The 20,161-nt window shown below is 35.2% G+C and carries 15 protein-coding genes; 13 read left to right on the top strand and 2 right to left on the bottom strand.

Annotation, left to right across the window (positions count from 1 at the left end; all coding sequences use genetic code 11):
* Positions 1-36: 36 nt before the first annotated feature.
* Positions 37-861 carry a universal stress protein gene (locus LPB248_RS07940; RefSeq protein ID WP_177210960.1) on the bottom strand — a complete coding sequence of 275 codons (825 nt, stop codon included), beginning with the start codon at positions 859-861 and terminating at the stop codon, positions 37-39.
* Positions 862-1,035: 174 nt separating this feature from the next.
* On the opposite strand from LPB248_RS07940, the gene rimP reads away from it, so the two are divergent.
* From rimP to LPB248_RS07920, 4 genes are all read left to right on the top strand, one after another.
* Positions 1,036-1,500, top strand: coding sequence for a ribosome assembly cofactor RimP (gene rimP / locus LPB248_RS07935; protein WP_162536295.1), 465 nt, complete (start codon positions 1,036-1,038; stop codon positions 1,498-1,500).
* Positions 1,501-1,519: 19 nt separating this feature from the next.
* The gene (gene nusA, locus LPB248_RS07930) at positions 1,520-2,773 is read left to right on the top strand and encodes a transcription termination factor NusA (RefSeq protein ID WP_095927936.1); all 1,254 of its coding nucleotides are present in this window, start codon (positions 1,520-1,522) and stop codon (positions 2,771-2,773) included.
* A 58-nt stretch (positions 2,774-2,831) separates the two neighbouring features.
* Positions 2,832-5,705, top strand: a complete 2,874-nt coding sequence (gene infB / locus LPB248_RS07925; RefSeq protein WP_177210959.1) for a translation initiation factor IF-2 — start codon at positions 2,832-2,834, stop codon at positions 5,703-5,705.
* A 362-nt stretch (positions 5,706-6,067) separates the two neighbouring features.
* Entirely contained in the window at positions 6,068-6,739 is a 672-nt protein-coding gene (locus LPB248_RS07920) for an acid phosphatase (protein ID WP_255463048.1), read from the top strand.
* Positions 6,740-7,024: 285 nt separating this feature from the next.
* Here LPB248_RS07920 and LPB248_RS07915 read toward each other — a convergent pair whose 3' ends face one another.
* Positions 7,025-7,414, bottom strand: a complete 390-nt coding sequence (locus LPB248_RS07915; RefSeq protein ID WP_111379241.1) for an SPOR domain-containing protein — start codon at positions 7,412-7,414, stop codon at positions 7,025-7,027.
* A gap of 220 nt (positions 7,415-7,634) precedes the next feature.
* On the opposite strand from LPB248_RS07915, the gene LPB248_RS07910 reads away from it, so the two are divergent.
* From LPB248_RS07910 to ruvB, 9 genes are all read left to right on the top strand, one after another.
* Positions 7,635-8,969, top strand: a complete 1,335-nt coding sequence (locus LPB248_RS07910) for a c-type cytochrome (protein WP_177210957.1) — start codon at positions 7,635-7,637, stop codon at positions 8,967-8,969.
* A 32-nt stretch (positions 8,970-9,001) separates the two neighbouring features.
* Positions 9,002-12,052: a TAT-variant-translocated molybdopterin oxidoreductase gene (locus LPB248_RS07905; protein WP_177210956.1), complete on the top strand. Its 3,051-nt coding sequence runs from the start codon at positions 9,002-9,004 to the stop codon at positions 12,050-12,052.
* Between the two features lie 34 nt (positions 12,053-12,086).
* Positions 12,087-13,490, top strand: coding sequence for an NrfD/PsrC family molybdoenzyme membrane anchor subunit (gene nrfD, locus LPB248_RS07900; protein ID WP_008466839.1), 1,404 nt, complete (start codon positions 12,087-12,089; stop codon positions 13,488-13,490).
* Positions 13,483-14,007 (top strand): DUF3341 domain-containing protein, encoded by a 525-nt coding sequence (locus LPB248_RS07895; protein WP_073407899.1) that lies wholly within the window; start codon positions 13,483-13,485, stop codon positions 14,005-14,007. The genes nrfD and LPB248_RS07895 overlap by 8 nt, the downstream gene beginning before the upstream one ends.
* Positions 14,008-14,015: 8 nt before the next feature.
* Positions 14,016-14,561: a c-type cytochrome gene (locus LPB248_RS07890; protein ID WP_177210955.1), complete on the top strand. Its 546-nt coding sequence runs from the start codon at positions 14,016-14,018 to the stop codon at positions 14,559-14,561.
* A gap of 27 nt (positions 14,562-14,588) precedes the next feature.
* Positions 14,589-15,983, top strand: a complete 1,395-nt coding sequence (locus LPB248_RS07885; protein WP_177210954.1) for a quinol:cytochrome C oxidoreductase — start codon at positions 14,589-14,591, stop codon at positions 15,981-15,983.
* A 19-nt stretch (positions 15,984-16,002) separates the two neighbouring features.
* Positions 16,003-17,193 (top strand): cytochrome c oxidase subunit II, encoded by a 1,191-nt coding sequence (locus LPB248_RS07880; RefSeq protein ID WP_177210953.1) that lies wholly within the window; start codon positions 16,003-16,005, stop codon positions 17,191-17,193.
* A 30-nt stretch (positions 17,194-17,223) separates the two neighbouring features.
* On the top strand, positions 17,224-19,026 hold the full coding sequence (locus tag LPB248_RS07875; RefSeq protein WP_177210952.1) for a cbb3-type cytochrome c oxidase subunit I: 1,803 nt from the start codon (positions 17,224-17,226) through the stop codon (positions 19,024-19,026).
* A 107-nt stretch (positions 19,027-19,133) separates the two neighbouring features.
* Complete coding sequence (gene ruvB, locus LPB248_RS07870) at positions 19,134-20,156, top strand: Holliday junction branch migration DNA helicase RuvB (protein ID WP_177210951.1); 1,023 nt, start codon at positions 19,134-19,136, stop codon at positions 20,154-20,156.
* Positions 20,157-20,161: the final 5 nt, after the last annotated feature.

The raw sequence follows: 20,161 nt of genomic DNA, 5'->3' as shown, positions 1-20,161 counted from the left end.
ATTGAGAAGCTTTTATATTTATAATGCTGTATGTTTTTAAATTTTAAAAGTAATAATAGGTCTTACGGCATGATTAACCAATCCTTCGCTTATGCTTCCATTGAAGAAATGTGCAAAACCAGTTCTGCCATGCGTGCACATTCCGATAACATCGGCATTTATTCTATTGGAGAAATTAATAATTCCTTTTTCAATATTGGTGTCGTTGTAAATTTGAGTGGTATAATTGGTAATGTTAAATTCGGTAACAAAATCACTCATTGCTTTTTCGCTTACATGAGTTGGCTTGAAGCTGTTGGGTGTGCAAATGGTAACTAAGTGTAATTTTGAATCAAATAGCTTGGTAAAATTTAAAAGTTTTTCAAATGGTTTTTTGGCTTCTTCAGAAAAATCGGAGGCAAAAACAATATTAGAAGCGTTAAAATTTGGAATATTTTTTTTGATGACTAAAACAGGAATTTCGGAATTTCTTACTACTTTTTCGGTATTAGAACCTATTAATAATTCTTCGACTCCAGAAGAGCCATGAGATCCCATGATAATTAGATCAATATCATAATCTTTGCTTATTTGTGTGATTCCATGTATCGGTTTGTCCATTTTTACAATCTCGATTACAGGGATTCCTTTTAGGTATTCTCTAGAGGCAACTTCATCGAGAGTTTCGTTTGCTTTCTTCATAAAAAGCATCGTTTCGGGAATGCTTGTTCCACCTACTATCGCATCGTTTGATTGCTGTGGCAATTCAAGCATGTGAAGGAGAATGATTTCGGAATTGTTCTTTTTTGCGATTTGAGAGGCAACTCGTAAAGCGTCTTCTGCGTGTTCGGAGAAGTCGGTAGGTACTAAAATTCGTTTCATGATTTTGAGGGTTAAAATAGGAATAATTCTGTGTTTTTAATACTCTTATAAAGATATGGAATTATTTTAGAGCAATCAATTTATTTGATTTATAAAAAAAACACTATATTTGCACTGTTATTTATTAAAATCTAAATAATGAGGGGACTAAGTGTCCCCTCTTTTTATAAAATTATGACATTTAAAGAAAAAGTAAACGGATTAATTACAGAAGCTCTTCTGGAAAAACCATCAGTCTTTTTGGTTGATTTGGCAGTTTCGGATTCTTTTAAAATTAGTGTTGGTTTAGACGGAGATAATGGAGTGGCGCTACAAGATTGTATTGACATTAGTCGTGCAATCGAGAATAATCTGGATCGTGAAGAACAGGATTTTTCGCTTGAAGTAGCATCGGTTGGAGTAGGAACTCCTTTGAAAATGATAAGACAATACAAAAAAAATGTTGGTAGAACGTTGATTGTTACCACAAATACAGAAAAAATTGAAGCAGAATTAGTAGAAGCTAATGATGTTTTTATAATTTTGTCTTGGAAAGCAAGAGAACCGAAAAAAGTAGGAAAAGGAAAAGAAACAGTTCAAAAAGAGCAACAAATACCTTATACAGAAATTAAAGAGGCAGTTGTTACGGTAACATTTTAATTTTAATTAAAAAATTCGCATGGAAAATTTAGCATTAATCGATTCATTCTCAGAGTTTAAAGATAATAAACTTATTGATCGTGTAACGCTTATGGCAATTTTAGAGGACGTATTTAGAAATGCATTAAAGAAAAAATACGGTTCAGATGAAAATTTCGATATCATTATTAATCCTGATAAAGGAGATATGGAAATTTGGAGAAGAAGAGTAATTGTTGCCGATGAGGATCTTGATTTTGAAAATGAGGAAATTACATTGACTGAAGCAAGAAAGATTGAAGCGGATTTTGAAATTGGTGAAGAGGTTTCTGAAGAAGTAAAGTTGATTGATTTAGGAAGAAGAGCTATCTTAGCGCTTCGTCAGAATCTTATATCTAAAATTCACGAACACGATAATACAAATTTATACAAACAGTTTAAAGATATTATCGGGGATATTTATACAGCAGAAGTACATCACGTACGTCCAAGAGTAGTTATTTTGGTTGATGATGAAGGAAATGAAATTGTACTTCCAAAAGAAAAACAAATTCCATCTGACTTTTTCCGTAAAGGAGATAATGTTCGTGGAATCATTGAAAGCGTTGAATTAAAAGGGAATAAACCTCAAATTATTATGTCTAGAACTTCAGAAAAGTTCTTGGAAAAATTATTTGAGCAAGAAATTCCAGAAGTTTTTGACGGATTAATTACTGTGAAAAACGTAGTTCGTATTCCGGGTGAAAAAGCAAAAGTAGCTGTTGATTCTTATGATGATAGAATTGATCCAGTTGGAGCTTGTGTGGGAATGAAAGGTTCTCGTATTCATGGAATTGTTCGCGAATTAGGAAATGAAAATATTGATGTAATCAATTATACAAACAATATTCAATTATTTATAACAAGAGCTTTGAGTCCTGCAAAAGTTTCTTCTATCAAAATTGATGAAGATAACAAAAGAGCTGAAGTGTTCTTGAAATTAGAAGAGGTTTCTAAAGCAATTGGTAGAGGTGGTCACAATATCAAATTAGCAGGTCAATTGACAGGTTACGAGCTAGATGTTATTCGTGAAGGTGATGTTGCCGGTACTGTTGCAGATGAAGACGATGTTGAATTAACAGAGTTCTCAGATGAGATCGAAGAGTGGGTAATTGAAGAGTTTGCAAAAATCGGTTTGGATACAGCAAAAAGTATCTTGAAACACGACGTAGAAGATTTAGTAAGAAGAACAGACTTAGAAGAGGAAACTATTCTAGATGTTATGAAGATACTAAAAGAAGAGTTTGATAATTAAGCAATAGCTTACATCTGCTCTAACAACACAACGAAAAAGGTAATAATAAAAAGGTTATATGTCTGAAGAGAGAGTAATAAGAATAAACAAGGTTTTAAGGGAATTAAATATTTCGTTAGAAAGAGCTGTAGATTATCTAAAAGATAAGGGAATTGCTATTGATGCAAATCCAAATGCAAAAATTTCTGACAGTGAATTTAATATCCTTCAAAGCCAATTTGCGGGCGATAAGGGGAACAAGGAGGCTTCTAAAGAGGTTGGAGAAGAAAAAAGAAAGGAAAAAGAAGCATTGCGTGTAGAACGTGAGAAAGAAATTGAAGACAAACGCAGACAAGAAGAAGAGCGTCAAAAACAGCAAGAAATAATTAAAGCAAGAGCAGTTGTTTCTGGCCCTGTACAAGTTGGTAAAATTGACTTGAATCCAAAAAAACCTGCGATTACTCCTTCTGAGGAAACAACTAAGGTTGAAGAGCCAAAAGTTGTTGCTGCGCCTGTGCGGCCAGAAAAACCTGTTCAAAATGAAACAGTGAAATCTGAACCAGTTGTTTCAACTCCTGTTTCTGAAACAAAAAAAGAAGAACCTATTATTACTGAGAAAAAAGAAGTTAAAGCAGAATCTAAAGTTGCACAGGAGCCAATTGTGTCTACTGATCCAACAACTTCAGAGGAGACTATTACAACTCAATATCAAAAGCTTACAGGAACAACTCTTACGGGGCAGACAATTGATTTGTCTCAATTTAATAAGCCTAAGAAAAAGAAAGAGGATCCTAAAGCGGCTCAGAATAAACCCGGAACTCCTGGAGTTGGTAATAATAACAACGCAAATAAAAATAAGCGTAAAAGAATTGGTCCAAAACCGGGTACACCTGGTGCGCCAAAGCCTGCTACAGGTAATGCGCCTGGTACTCCAAATCAAAATAAGCCGGGTCAAAATAACAATGGTGGAGGTTTTAATGCTAATAGAAGCCAAAGACCAGGTTTTGTAAAAGGAAACCGTCCTGCAATTGTGGCTAAAGTTGAGCCTACAGAAGAAGAGGTAAAAAACCAAATTAGAGAAACTCTTGAAAAACTTCAAGGTAAAGGAGGAAAATCTAAAGCGGCAAAATATAGAAGAGATAAAAGAGAGACGCACCGTCAGAAATCTGATGATGAGCAAAGAGCGCTTGACGAAGGAAGTAAAACAATTAAAGTTACTGAGTTTGTTACTGTCGGTGAAATTGCAATCATGATGGATGTGCCGATTACTAAAGTAATTGGAACTTGTATGTCTCTTGGAATCATGGTTACCATGAACCAGCGTCTAGATGCTGAAACATTAACTATTGTAGCAGATGAATTTGGTTACGATGTTGAGTTTATTACAGTTGATATTGAAGAAGCAATAGAAGTTGTAGAAGATAGAGAAGAAGATTTAGTAACAAGAGCGCCAATTGTGACAGTAATGGGTCACGTTGACCATGGTAAAACATCTTTACTGGATTATATTCGTAAAGAAAATGTTATCGCTGGTGAGTCAGGAGGTATTACACAGCACATTGGAGCGTATGGAGTTACTTTAGATAACGGTCAAAAAATCGCATTCTTAGATACTCCGGGTCACGAGGCGTTTACTGCAATGCGTGCACGTGGAGCTCAGGTTACCGATATAGCTATTATCGTAGTGGCGGCTGATGATGATATCATGCCACAAACAAAAGAGGCGATTTCTCACGCACAAGCTGCGGGAGTGCCAATTATATTTGCAATCAATAAAATTGATAAACCAAACGCGAATGTTGATAAAATTAAAGAGCGTTTGGCTGGTATGAATTTACTTGTTGAAGATTGGGGTGGAAAAATTCAGTCACATGATATTTCTGCAAAAGTTGGAACAGGAGTAAAAGAATTATTAGAGAAAGTTTTATTAGAAGCTGAAATTTTAGATTTAAAAGCGAATCCGAATAAAGCGGCTCAAGGAACTGTTGTTGAGGCTTATTTAGATAAAGGAAAAGGATATGTATCTACGATTTTAGTACAACAAGGTACTTTGAAAATTGGAGATTATATGCTTGCTGGTAAGCATCATGGTAAAGTTAAAGCAATGCATGATGAAAGAGGTCATACGGTATTAAGTGCTGGTCCTTCAACTCCGGTATCTGTTTTAGGTTTGGATGGAGCGGCAACTGCAGGTGATAAGTTCAATGTTTTTGAAGATGAAAAAGAAGCAAAACAAATTGCATCTAAGCGTTCTCAATTAATGCGTGAACAATCTGTACGTACTCAAAGACATATCACGCTTGATGAAATTGGACGTCGTATTGCTCTTGGTCAGTTTAAAGAATTGAATGTTATTCTTAAAGGAGACGTTGATGGATCTGTTGAAGCATTATCAGATTCGTTCTCTAAACTTTCGACAGAAGAAGTTCAAATCAATATTATTCATAAAGGTGTTGGAGCAATTACAGAAACCGATGTTAACTTGGCTTCTGCATCAGATGCAATCATTATCGGATTTAATGTTCGTCCTGCAGGAAATGCTAGACAGCTTGCTGATAAAGAAGAAATCGACATCCGTTACTATTCTATCATTTATGCTGCTATCGATGATTTGAAAGATGCGATGGAAGGTATGTTGGCGCCAGAAATGAAAGAAGAAGTTTTAGGAACAGCGGAAATTCGTGAGATTTTCAAAATTTCTAAAGTTGGATCAATTGCCGGCTGTATGGTAACTGATGGTAAAATCTTGAGAGCTGCTAAAATTAGAGTTATTAGAGATGGAGTTGTAGTTCATACAGGTGAATTGGTTGCTTTAAAACGTTTCAAAGACGATGTGAAAGAAGTAACTAAAGGTTATGATTGTGGTATCCAGATAAAAGGATTTAATGATATCGAAATTAATGATGTTATTGAGTCTTACCATGAAGTAGCAATCAAAAAGAAATTGAAATAAGATTCAATTGATATATTTAAAAAAGTCCCAATGTAAATTGGGACTTTTTTTGTTTAAAAGTTTTGATATCTAATGTTTATGGTGTGAAGAAAATAATTTTATAAATGTGTTTCATTTTATAATATGAAACCTAAATGAAATATTTTATAACAATTTGATTGTTAGATTGTTTGTTTCTTTGTGTAGTAATTTTCTTTTTTTTTAATGTGAATGCAAGTGAGAAAATAGTTTGTTGGATATAATTTTGTGCTGTTATGAAAATAAGGATAAATCATATTGTGAGTGCAATTTTTGGCAGGCGCTTTAAACGAGAAAATTCCGTTGTTAGTAATTTTACAAATGTTCAGCAGTTAAGGAAAATAATGCCAGCCTTACTGGGAGGGTATTTGTCTGAATCAGAACTACCAAATAGTCTTCTTTTGCTATCGCCGCCTCCAGAACATAACTCCGATCTTTTTGAATTGGATTTAGAGCATACAAGAAAAGCTTTGGAGTTTAAAGATAATGAGCGTTTTCTGCAAGCAACAAGAGACGCTGATTTGTCTTTTCCTTTTGCAGTTAAATCATTCGAATCAATTATAGGTATAGGAATTAGTGAGTCAAGAACTCCTAAGCTTTATGTGATGATGCGAAGGGTAATGACAGATGCGGGATTGTCTACTTATGCTGCTAAGAATCATTATAAACGTGAGCGTCCGTTTATGGTTAATAACCAAAAAACCTGTACTCCAGATCAGGAAAATATATTGTATAAAGTAGGTTCGTTTCCTTCAGGTCATGCTGCTGTTGGCTGGGCATGGTCTTTGGTTTTGGTTAAGCTTTTTCCGGAAAAGGAGAAGGAGATTTTGAAACGGGGACATGATTTTGGTGAAAGCCGCGTTATTTGTAATGCACATTGGGATAGTGATGTAAAGATGGGCAGGGTTATGGGGCAGGCAGCTGTTGATTGTCTGTGGACTAATTCAGATTTTTTGACTGATTGGAATAGTGTTGAAGTAGAAGTACAGCAAGTTTTAAATTCTAGTTCCAGATAAAACGAAGTAGGTGGGCGTTTTTCTTGTGAAAGTGAAAGATTGCCTTTTTTTTGTTACGGTATTGATAAGGAAAAAATGTGATTTTGAATAAAGTCAAAAAGTATTAGTTGAAGAGTTTGATTGCTGTGTATTAGATGCTAAAAAAAGCAACAGAAATAGGTATGTGTGTTTAGTTGGCAATCAAGATGAATGTGTTGAGGCTGGTAGGTTGTGATCTTTTTGATTTTTAAAGTTAACAAAAAAGCGAGATGAGAATCTCGCTTTTTTATTTGTTTTGATCGTTTGTTACTTTCCTGGTTTAAGTAGAAAAACGCTTTTGTATCTTTTTTTAATTTCTGCCAAATTTCTTTCGGCTTCAATTCTGGTTTTAAAATTTCCAACAATTACTTTGTAATTGGGTGTGCTGAAAATAATCGTTCCGTCAATATTTGAATTTTCTCTTTTAAAATCAGATAACGTTTTTTTTGCCTCGTCGCTTTTACCGCTAAATATTTGAATCCTATAAGTGTCGTTTGTATTTATTGACGTGTTAATTTTGCGTTTCTCGTTAAGTAACTGCTCAAATTTAGGGTCTTGGTTCAATGTTAAATTTTGGTCTTGAGCATTAATATTGTGCGCGAAAGCAATCGTTGTAATTGTTAATAAAAGGCTTTTTGAAGGACTTAAAATTCTCATAATGTGATGGTTTTTATGCAAAAATACTATTTAAAGTTTGAGTGTGAAATTTTAATATTATTTAGAATTGATATAAATTGATAATTAAGACTATTTTAAGGTTTTGAGAATAGTTCATAAGTCGTATTTTTGTGCAAGTTTTAAAAGAGGGTATACGTTTTTACTGGATTTAATACAGAAAAAATCATACCAAAAATTAGTAGACAATTATTTATACTATATGAAAAAGGTGGGTAACCATAATTCGATCTCAAGAAAATTGCTGTTTGGCTTATCGCTAACGTTAATTTTCTCCCTAACTTCATTTGCTCAAGATGCTGCTGCTCCGGCGGCGCCTGAGGCTGCTGCGGCTGCTCCAGCTGCAGGAGGCGGTGATCCAGTAAAAGGGAAGGAACTTTTTAATGCAAATTGCGCTGCATGTCACAAATTAGATGCTAAATCAACTGGTCCTGCTTTAAGGGGAGTTGCTGCTAAGCATGATATGGCTTGGATTTACAAGTGGGTGCATAACAGTTCTGACATGATTAAGTCAGGTGATGCTGTTGCTGTTAAACTTTTTGAGGAAAATAACAAAGCTGTTATGACTTCGTTTCCTCAATTGTCTGAAGGAGATATTGATAACATTATAGCTTACACTTCTGAGCCTAAGGCTGAACCAGCTGCGGCTGCGGGAGGTGCTGCAACTCCTCCTGGTACAAATGTTCAGGATGGTGCTATTTCAAATAACATTATTTTAGGAGCTCTTGCTCTTGTAATGGCTATTTTAGTTGTGATGTTGTTTATGGTAAACAAGGTTTTAACTAAAGTTGCAAATAAAAATGGTATTGAGGTTGCTCCAAAAGAAGCTAGACTTCCAATTTGGAAAGCTTTTGCTAAAAATCAATTCTTGGTTTTAGTGACTTCAATTTTTTTGCTTTTGGCTAGTGGTTATTTCGTTTATGGCTACTTAATGCAAGTAGGCGTGGATCAGAATTATGAGCCAATTCAGCCAATTCACTACTCTCACAAAATTCACGCTGGTGATAATGAAATCAATTGTAAGTATTGCCACTCTGCTGCTCGTGTAAGTAAAACAGCTGGTATTCCTTCATTAAATGTTTGTATGAACTGTCATAAAAACATTTCAGAGGTTGCAGAATCAACTGCTACTCCAGAGTATAGCAAAGCTTTCTACGATGCTCAGATTCAAAAATTATATGATGCTGTTGGATGGGATAAGACAAAACAAGCTTATACTGGAAAAACACAGCCTGTAAAATGGGTTCGTATTCACAACTTACCTGACTTTGTTTACTTCAACCACTCACAACACGTTTCTGTTGCAGGTATTGAATGTCAAACTTGTCACGGACCAGTGCAAGAATTTGAAATCATGAAGCAATATTCTAAATTAACAATGGGATGGTGTGTTGATTGCCATAGAAAAACTGATGTTAAGATGGAAGGTAACGCTTACTATGATAAAATTCATGCTGAACTTTCTAAAAAATACGGTGTAGAGAAATTAACTGCAGCGCAAATGGGAGGTTTAGAGTGTGGTAAATGCCACTATTAATCGATTTATTAAGATTTTAATATATATATACAATGTCATCAAACAAAAAATACTGGAAAAGTGTTGAAGAGCTAGAAAATAGCTCTATTGTTGAGGCGCTTAGAAATAACGAATTTGTTGAAGAGATTCCTACTGATGAGTTTTTAGGTAATGCAGAAGCTTTAGCTACATCAGGAACTTCACGTCGTGACTTTTTAAAGTACGTAGGGTTTAGTACAGCGGCTGTAACATTAGCTGCTTGCGAAGGTCCTGTTCACAAGTCTATCCCTTATGTATTACAGCCAGAACAAATCATTCCTGGTGTTGCAGATTATTATGCAACTACAGTTTTTGATGGATTTGATTTTGCTAATCTTTTGGTGAAAACTCGTGAGGGTCGTCCAATTAAAATTGAAAACAATACAATTGCAGGAGCTAAGTTTTCTGCAAATGCTAGAATTCATGCCTCTATTTTAGGTTTGTATGATAGTACTCGTTTAAAAGAACCAAAAGTAGATGGTAAAGATTCTTCTTGGTCAGCTGTTGATTTGAAAATCAAATCTAGTTTAGCAGATGCAAAAGCTAAAGGCGGACAAGTAGTATTATTAACTAATACTTTAGCAAGTCCATCTACAGAAAAATTAATTGCTGAATTTATTGCAAAAAATCCAAACGCTAAGCACGTTGTGTATGATGCAGTTTCATCATCTGAGGCTTTAGATGCTTTTGAATCTGTTTATGGTCAAAGAGCTTTAGTTGATTACGATTTTTCAAAAGCTTCTTTAATTGTATCTGTTGGAGCTGATTTCTTAGGAGATTGGCAAGGTGGAGGATATGATGCTGGATATGCACAAGGACGTATTCCTCAAAACGGAAAAATGTCTCGTCACTTTCAGTTTGAATCAAATATGACATTATCTGGAGCAGCTGCTGATAAGCGTGTTCCTATGACTGTAGCTGCTCAAAAGCAAGCTTTAGTTCAAATTTATAATATTGTTGTAGGTGCTTCTGTTCCTGTAGCTTTAGAAGGAAACTTTAAAGCTGAAGTAGTAAAAGCTGCACAACAGCTTAAAGCTGCTGGTTCAAAAGGAGTTTTAGTATCTGGAATTGAAGATAAAAATGCTCAATTATTAGTTTTAGCTATCAATCAAGTATTGGCTAGTGAAGCTTTTAGTACTGCTGGAGCTAGACAAATTAGAAAAGGTTCTAATGCTGTAGTTGCACAGTTAATTAAAGATTTGAATGCAGGTAGTGTTCATACTTTAATTATGAGTGGAGTTAATCCTGTTTACACTTTAGCTGATTCAGCTTCTTTTGTATCTGGATTGAAAAAAGTTAAAACGTCTGTTGCTTTTTCATTAAAAGAAGACGAAACTGCATCAATTGTTTCAATTGCTGCGCCAGCTCCTCACTACTTAGAATCTTGGGGAGATCTTGAACTTACAAGCGGAACATATAGCTTAACTCAGCCTACGATCCGTCCTATTTTCAACACAAAACAATTTCAAGATGTTTTATTGTCAGTAAACGGTGCTGCTGGTACTTATTATGACTACTTAAAAGCAAATTCTGGAGCTTATACTGCAGGTGCTTCTTGGAATAAAGTATTACATGATGGTGTAGCTGTTCTTGGTGCTACAGCATTATCTGGAGGTGCTATTGACGCTGCTACAGCTGCAAATGCTGTTGCAAAATCTAAATCTGCTGGTGAATTTGAATTAGTATTATATACTAAAACTGGCTTAGGAGATGGACAGCACGCTAACAATCCTTGGTTACAAGAGTTTCCAGATCCAATTACAAGAGTTTCTTGGGATAACTATGTTACAGTTTCTAATGCAGATGCTAAAAAACTTGGTTTATCAAACGAAATTGTTGCAAACGGAGGTTTAAACGGTAGTTATGCTACAATTACTGTTGATGGAGCTAAATTGGAGAATGTTCCAGTTATCGTTCAGCCAGGTCAAGCAGTTGGAACTATTGGTCTAGCTCTTGGTTATGGACGTAAAGCAGCTCTAAAAGAAGAAATGCAAGTAGGTTTAAATGCTTACGCTTTATATAAAGGTTTCAATAATGTTCAATCAGTATCTATTGCTAAAGCAGGTGGTGTACATGAGTTTGCTTGTGTTCAAGGTCAGAAAACTTTAATGGGTAGAGGAGATATTATTAAAGAAACTACTTTAGAAATATTCAATACTAAAGATGCTGAACATTGGAATGAAAAACCAATGGTATCTTTAGATCACCAAGAAGTTGAGGCTACTACTGTAGATCTTTGGGAATCATTCGATCGTACAACTGGGCACCACTTCAATCTTTCAATTGACTTAAATGCTTGTACTGGATGTGGGGCTTGTGTTATTGCTTGTCACGCAGAAAACAACGTTCCAGTTGTTGGTAAAGCAGAGGTAAGAAGAAGCCGCGATATGCACTGGTTGCGTATTGATAGATATTATTCTTCTGAAAGTACTTTTGAAGGTGATAACGAAAGAAAAGAAGGAATTGCAGGTTTATCTAGTTCATTATCTACATTTAATGAAATGGAAAAAGCAGGAGATAATCCACAAGTTGCATTCCAACCTGTAATGTGTCAACACTGTAACCACGCACCTTGCGAAACAGTTTGTCCTGTTGCAGCAACTTCTCACGGTCGTGAAGGTCAAAACCATATGGCTTACAACAGATGTGTTGGTACTCGTTACTGTGCAAACAACTGTCCATATAAAGTACGTCGTTTTAACTGGTTCTTATACAACAAAAACAGCGAGTTCGATTATCATATGAACGATGATTTAGGCCGTATGGTGTTAAATCCTGATGTTAACGTACGTTCTCGTGGTGTTATGGAGAAATGTTCTATGTGTATCCAAATGACACAAGCAACTAAATTGAAAGCTAAAAACGAAGGCCGTCCAGTTAGAGATGGTGAATTCCAAACAGCTTGTTCTAGTGCTTGTTCTTCAGGAGCGATGATATTTGGTGATGTAAATGATAAAGAAAGTAAAGTTGCTAAATTAGCGGCTGACGAAAGATCATACCACTTATTAGAGCATGTAGGTACAAAACCTAATGTGGTTTACCATGTTAAAGTTAGAAATACTTAGTAAAATTATTAATTAAGAAACAATATAAAGGATTATGTCGTCTCACTACGAAGCACCCATTAGAAAACCTTTAGTTATAGGTGATAAATCTTATCACGATGTAACTGTAGATGTAGCAGCACCTGTTGAGGGACCTGCAAACAAGCAATGGTGGATTGTATTTTCAATCGCATTAATAGCCTTCCTTTGGGGGTTAGGTTGTATAATTTACACCGTATCTACCGGTATCGGAACATGGGGATTAAATAAAACAGTTGGCTGGGCTTGGGATATTACTAACTTCGTTTGGTGGGTTGGTATTGGTCACGCCGGAACATTAATTTCTGCGGTATTATTACTTTTCCGTCAACGTTGGAGAATGGCCATCAACCGTTCTGCTGAAGCAATGACTATTTTCTCAGTAGTACAAGCGGGTCTTTTCCCAATCATTCACATGGGACGTCCATGGTTAGCATATTGGGTATTACCTATTCCAAACCAATTTGGATCTTTATGGGTAAACTTTAACTCACCTTTACTTTGGGACGTATTCGCGATTTCAACGTATCTTTCAGTATCATTAGTTTTCTGGTGGACTGGTTTGTTACCTGACTTTGCAATGCTTCGTGATAGAGCTATTACTCCTTTTAACAAAAGAGTTTATTCTATCTTAAGTTTTGGATGGAGCGGTAGAGCAAAAGACTGGCAACGTTTTGAAGAAGTATCTTTAGTATTAGCTGGTTTAGCTACTCCACTTGTACTTTCTGTACACACGATTGTATCTATGGACTTTGCTACTTCTGTAATTCCTGGATGGCATACAACAATTTTCCCTCCATACTTCGTTGCTGGAGCGGTTTTCTCTGGATTCGCGATGGTAAACACATTGTTGATTGTTATGAGAAAAGTATCTAACCTTGAGGCATACATCACATTACAGCATATCGAGTTAATGAACATCATTATCATGATTACTGGATCTATTGTAGGTGTAGCTTACATCACTGAGTTATTCGTAGCTTGGTATTCAGGTGTAGAATATGAGCAATATGCATTCTTAAACAGAGCTACTGGACCTTACTGGTGGGCATATTGGTCAATGATGACATGTAACGTGTTCTCTCCACAGTTCATGTGGTTCAAAAAATTAAGAACTAGCATCATGTTCTCATTCATTATTTCGATTGTAGTAAACATCGGTATGTGGTTTGAAAGATTTGTAATTATTGTTACTTCTTTGCATAGAGATTACCTTCCATCTTCTTGGACAATGTTCTCACCAACATTTGTTGATATTGGAATTTTCATTGGAACAATTGGTTTCTTCTTTGTATTGTTTTTATTATACTCTAGAACATTCCCTGTAATTGCTCAGGCAGAGGTTAAAACAATTTTGAAAGGAACAGGAGATAATTATATTAGAGAAAGAGCAAACAGTAAAGATTCACATCATGAGTAATAAAGTTATATACGCCATTTATAATGACGATGACGTTTTGATGAATGCAGTAAAGAAAACTAGAGCTGCTCATCATCATATTGAAGAGGTTTTTACTCCATTTCCGGTTCACGGATTGGATAAGGCCATGGGATTAGCACCAACAAGATTAGCAATATGTGCTTTTTTATATGGTTGTGTTGGTATTTCTGTTGCAACTACTATGATGAGTTATATCATGATTCATGATTGGCCACAGGATATTGGAGGTAAGCCAAGTTTTAGTTTCATCCAAAATATGCCTTCTTTCGTGCCAATTATGTTTGAAATGACTGTGTTTTTTGCAGCTCACTTAATGGTAATTACTTTTTACATGAGAAGTAGATTATGGCCATTTAAACAAGCTGAAAACCCAGATGTAAGAACAACTGATGACCACTTTTTAATGGAGGTTGCTGTAAATGATAACGAAGCTGAACTAGTTTCTTTCTTTGAAGGAACTGGAGCTGTTGAAGTTAAAGTAATAGAAAAGAATTAATTGTAGCTATGAAAAGGATATATAAAATAACACTTTTAGTTGGTATAACTATTTTAGTTTCTTCTTGCCACAATAATTCGGCACCGAACTATCAGTATTTCCCTAATATGTATGAATCTGTTGCTTACGAGCCATATTCAGAAGCAAAAATATTTAAGGGAGGAAAAGAAGGACAGCTTCCTGTTGCAGGAACTATCAATAGAGGTTTTGAACCTTATGAATATGAAAATTCAACTGCTGGTTATGAATTAGCAAAAGCTAATTTAAAATCACCTTTGACAGAAGAAGAGAGAAACTCTGGAAAAGGGAAAGAACTTTTCGAAATTTACTGTATTAGCTGCCATGGTGCTGCTGGTAACGGTAAAGGTAAATTGGTTGAAAGAGAGAAATTTCTTGGAGTACCTAGCTATAAAGACAGAGAGATCACTGAAGGAAGTATCTTTCATGTTGAGACTTATGGTTTAAATGCAATGGGTTCACATGCAAATCAATTAAGTGCTCACGAACGTTGGTTAGTTGCTGACTATGTTCTGAAACTAAAAAGCCAATTATAATTGTTGAACAAACTGATCGTAATAGATATGTATACATTTTCAAGTAAATTAAAAACTTTTTCTATCATCTTAATGGCTGTTGGTCTATTAGGAATTGGGTATGGTTTTTTAAGTGCACCAAAAGATATTCAAGAAGTTGAAAAAATACTTGCGGCAGATGAACATGGTTCTCATGGCGCTGCGCATGAAGAAAAAGCGGAGGCATCTCACAAGGAGGCAGGTCATCACGAGGCTGCTGAAGTTGCACATGACTCTCACAAAGGAGCTGAGCATGCAGAAGTTTCTGGTGCAAATGAGCACGAAAAACATTTAGAACACGTATTGCACCAATTGCAAAATAAGCCTTGGTCTGCTGTATATGTAGCTTGTATTTTCTTTTTACTGCTTTCAATGGGAGTTTTAGCTTTTTATGCTATTCAACAAGTTGCGCAAGCAGGTTGGTCTCCAGTTTTATTTAGAGTTATGCAAGGTATAACAGCTTATTTGCCAGCTGGTTCTATAATCTTCTTTATACTTTTAGTATTATGTGGATTACATTTTAATCACATCTTCGTATGGTTAGGAGAAGGCGTAACTGATCCTAAAAGCCCAAACTATGATGCTATCATTGCTGGAAAATCTGGATATTTAAACTTTCCTTTTTGGATTGCAAGAGCTTTTATCTTTTTATTAGGATGGAATATCTACCGTTATTTTTCTAGAAAAAACTGTTTAGCACAAGATGAGGCTAATGACGATCTTTACTACAAAAAGAACTTTAAAGCATCTGCAGGATTCTTAGTATTCTTTATCGTTTCTGAGTCTATTATGTCTTGGGATTGGATTATGTCTTTTGATCCACACTGGTTTAGTACTTTATTTGGATGGTATGTATTTGCTTCTTTCTTTGTAAGCGGTATTACATCTATTGCATTAGTAACAATTTATTTAAAATCAAAAGGATATTTGGAGTATGTAAATACAAGTCATATCCATGATTTAGCTAAGTTCATGTTTGGTATTAGTGTATTCTGGACTTATTTATGGTTCTCTCAATTTATGTTGATTTGGTACGCTAACATTCCAGAAGAGGTAACTTATTTTGTGACAAGAATTCAATTATATAACCTTCCTTTCTTTGGAGCGGTTGTTATGAACTTTGTTTTCCCATTATTAATATTAATCAATACTGATTTCAAACGTCTTAACTGGGTTGTTGTTATGGCTGGTATTGTAATATTATTAGGTCATTATGTTGATTTCTTTAATATGATTATGCCTGGTACTGTAGGAGACAAATGGTTTATTGGAGTTCCTGAAATTGCATCGATTCTTTTCTTCTTAGGTCTATTTATATTTGTTGTATTTACTGCATTAACTAAATCTCCTTTGCTTGCAAAAAGAAATCCTTTCATCGAAGAAAGTAAACATTTTCATTATTAATATTTAAAGAAGTAAACAGATGACAAGTTTGTTGGTAATTATAGTTTTAGTTTTATTAGCAGTTGCACTATGGCAATTGACGAAGATATTTGATCTTACTCAGGTGGGAACTTCTTCGGATGATTCACAAGTTGCATCTGATAATGATAATAATATTCAGGGATATATTATGTTTGGCTTTTTGGCTTTCATTTATATATTTACTATTTATGGTTTACTAAAATGGGGTAATTTGGCACTTCATACTCCTGCTTCTGAGCATGGACTTTTAGTAGATAATTTAATGAATATTACTTGGGTTTTAATCTTTACAGTTCAAGTTATTACGCAAGGTTTGCTTTACTGGTTTTCTTTTAAAAACAGAGGGAACAAAGATAGAAAAGCATTGTTTTTTGCTGATAGTAATAAATTAGAAGCAATCTGGAGTATCATTCCATCTGTTGTTTTAGCTTGTTTAATTCTTTACGGATTATATGCTTGGAATAACATTATGTTTGTTGACAAGGATGAAGATGTTATCGAAATTGAATTATATGCTCAACAGTTTAAATGGACAGCAAGATATGCTGGACAAGATAATGTGTTAGGAAAAGCTAACGTACGTTTAATTGAAGGAGTAAATACATTAGGAGTTGATATGTCAGATCCGAATGCTCAAGATGATATCGTAGTTTCAGAATTGCATATTCCTAAAGGAAAAAAAGTTCACTTTAAAATGCGTTCTCAGGATGTATTGCACTCTGCGTACTTCCCTCACTTTAGAGCACAAATGAACTGTGTTCCTGGTATGGTTACTGAATTTGCTTTCGTTCCAACGTATACAACTTCAGAGTACAGAGAGTTGCCATTTATGGTTGAGAAGGTAGCACACATCAATAAACTTAGAGCTGAAAAAAGTACTGAGTTAGTTGCAAAAGGAGGTACAGCTTTAGATCCTTATACATTTGATTATTTATTATTATGTAATAAAATCTGTGGAGCTTCACACTATAACATGCAAATGAAAGTTGTTGTTGATACTCCTGAAGATTTCAAAAAATGGTTAAGTGAAAAAACTACTTTAGCTCAGGATATTAAAGCTGCAAAAGCTGCTGAAAAACCAGCTGAAGGAGCTGCACCAACTACAGATACTGCTGCAAAAGTAATTGACACTGTTAAGACTGTTGTTGATACTGTTAAAGCTGCTGTAGCTAAAGTTGCGATGAAATAATATTATTAAGAAAATTTAAAGTACAAATATATGTCAGCAGAAGCGCACGGTCACGATCACGGACACGATCACGAGCACGAACATCATCATAAAGACACGTTCATTACTAAATATATTTTTAGTATTGATCACAAAATGATTGCTAAACAATACTTGATTACTGGTATTGTTATGGGAGTAATTGGGATTGCAATGTCCTTGCTTTTTAGAATGCAATTAGCGTGGCCAGAAGAGTCTTTCAAAATATTTAATGTTTTATTAGGAGATAAATTTGCACCTGATGGTGTAATGGCAAATGATATTTATCTGGCTTTAGTTACAATTCATGGTACCATCATGGTATTCTTTGTACTGACGGCAGGTTTAAGTGGAACGTTTAGTAACTTATTGATTCCGCTTCAAATTGGAGCACGAGATATGGCATCTGGATTTATGAATATGATTTCATACTGGCTGTTTTTCTTATCTGCAGTTGTAATGTTATGTTCTTTATTTGTTGAAGCTGGACCAGCATCTGCAGGATGGACAATTTACCCTCCTTTAAGTGCATTGCCACAAGCTATTCCAGGATCAGGAACAGGTATGACATTATGGTTAGTATCTATGGCTATTTTCATCGCATCTTCTTTGATGGGATCTTTAAATTACATTGTTACTGTACTTAACTTAAGAACTAAAGGAATGTCTATGACTAGACTTCCTCTTACAATCTGGACATTTTTCGTAACAGCTATCATTGGTGTTATTTCGTTCCCAGTATTATTATCTGCAGCTTTATTATTGATTTTTGATAGAAGTTTTGGTACTTCATTCTTCTTATCTGATATCTATATTGCAGGAGAGGTTTTACATTACCAAGGAGGTTCTCCAGTATTGTTTGAGCACTTATTCTGGTTCTTAGGTCACCCTGAGGTTTATATCGTAATCTTACCAGCAATGGGTCTTGTTTCTGAAATTATGGCTACAAACTCTCGTAAACCAATTTTCGGTTATAGAGCGATGATTATGTCAGTTCTTGCAATTGCATTCTTATCAACTATCGTTTGGGGTCACCACATGTTTATTTCAGGTATGAATCCTTTCTTAGGATCTGTGTTTACTTTTACTACTTTATTGATTGCAATTCCATCTGCTGTAAAAGCGTTTAACTGGATTACAACTTTATGGAAAGGTAACTTACAGTTTAACCCTGCAATGTTATTCTCTATCGGAATGGTTTCTACTTTCATCACTGGAGGTTTAACGGGGATCATTTTAGGAGATAGTACTCTAGATATTAACGTTCACGATACATACTTCGTAATTGCTCACTTTCACTTAGTAATGGGTATCTCTGCACTTTATGGAATGTTTGCTGGTATTTACCACTGGTTCCCTAAAATGTACGGAAGAATGTTAAATAAAAACTTAGGTTATATCCACTTCTGGGTAACTGCGGTTTGTGCTTATGGAGTTTTCTTCCCAATGCACTTTATTGGATTAGCTGGTTTACCAAGACGTTACTATACAAATACTAACTTCCCATTATTTGATGATTTACAAAACGTGAATGTTTTAATTACAACATTTGCTCTTGTAGGAGGTGCATTCCAATTAGTATTCTTATACAACTTCTTTAGCAGTATTTTCTACGGTAAAAAAGCAGTTCAGAACCCTTGGAAATCTACAACTTTAGAGTGGACAACTCCAGTTGAACATATCCACGGTAACTGGCCGGGAGAAATTCCTCACGTATATCGTTGGCCGTATGACTACAGTAACCCAAATCATGATGTAGATTTTGTTCCTCAAAATGTACCAATGAAAGAAGGTGAAGAAGTTTTACACCACTAAAAAATAAAAAAAGGCTGTCAGAAATGACAGCCTTTTTTGTATAGTTAAAGTTTTAATCGTTCGGTTTTGCTATTTTACAAACTGATTAGTTTATATATCTTTGTAGGATGAATGAAAATCTAGATCCTACTACTAAAGGATATAACTCAGAAGAGTTAGATCTTGAGAAAAGATTGCGTCCGCTGTCATTTGATGATTTTGCAGGGCAAGATCAAGTTTTGGAAAATTTAAAAGTCTTTGTTGCCGCAGCCAATCAGCGTGGTGAAGCGCTTGATCATGCACTTTTTCATGGTCCTCCTGGTCTAGGGAAAACTACTTTAGCAAATATCTTAGCAAATGAATTACAGGTTGGTATTAAAATTACTTCTGGTCCAGTATTGGACAAACCTGGTGATTTGGCTGGTCTGCTAACAAACTTAGATGAGAGAGATGTTTTGTTCATTGATGAGATTCATCGTTTGAGTCCAGTTGTCGAAGAGTACTTGTACTCTGCAATGGAAGATTTCAAGATTGATATTATGATTGAATCGGGGCCAAATGCCAGAACTGTTCAGATTAATTTGAATCCTTTTACTTTGATTGGAGCAACAACGCGATCAGGATTGCTGACTGCCCCGATGCGTGCCCGTTTCGGAATATCTTCACGTTTGCAATATTATACGACTGAACTTTTAACTACAATTGTTGAGAGAAGTGCTTCTATTTTAAAAACACCAATCGATCTGGAAGCAGCGATTGAAATTGCCGGCAGAAGCCGAGGGACTCCTCGTATTGCTAATGCATTATTAAGACGTGTTCGTGATTTTGCGCAAATTAAAGGTAATGGAAGAATTGATATAGAAATTTCAAAATATGCCTTAAAAGCACTTAACGTAGATGCTCATGGTTTGGATGAAATGGATAATAAAATATTACTAACCATTATCAATAAATTTAAGGGTGGTCCAGTTGGACTTTCAACTTTGGCGACAGCTGTAAGTGAAAGTAGTGAAACTATCGAAGAAGTATATGAACCATTTTTGATTCAGGAAGGATTTATAATGAGAACACCTCGAGGAAGAGAAGTTACCGATAAGGCTTATAAACATCTTGGCAAAGTAAACATAAATAATCAAGGAGAGTTGTTTTAATACTG

The organism is Flavobacterium sp. LPB0248, from assembly GCF_013388355.1.
Lineage (GTDB): Bacteria > Bacteroidota > Bacteroidia > Flavobacteriales > Flavobacteriaceae > Flavobacterium.
The sequence above is the reverse complement of the archived record's forward strand: the minus strand, read 5'-3'. Positions and strand labels throughout refer to the sequence as shown.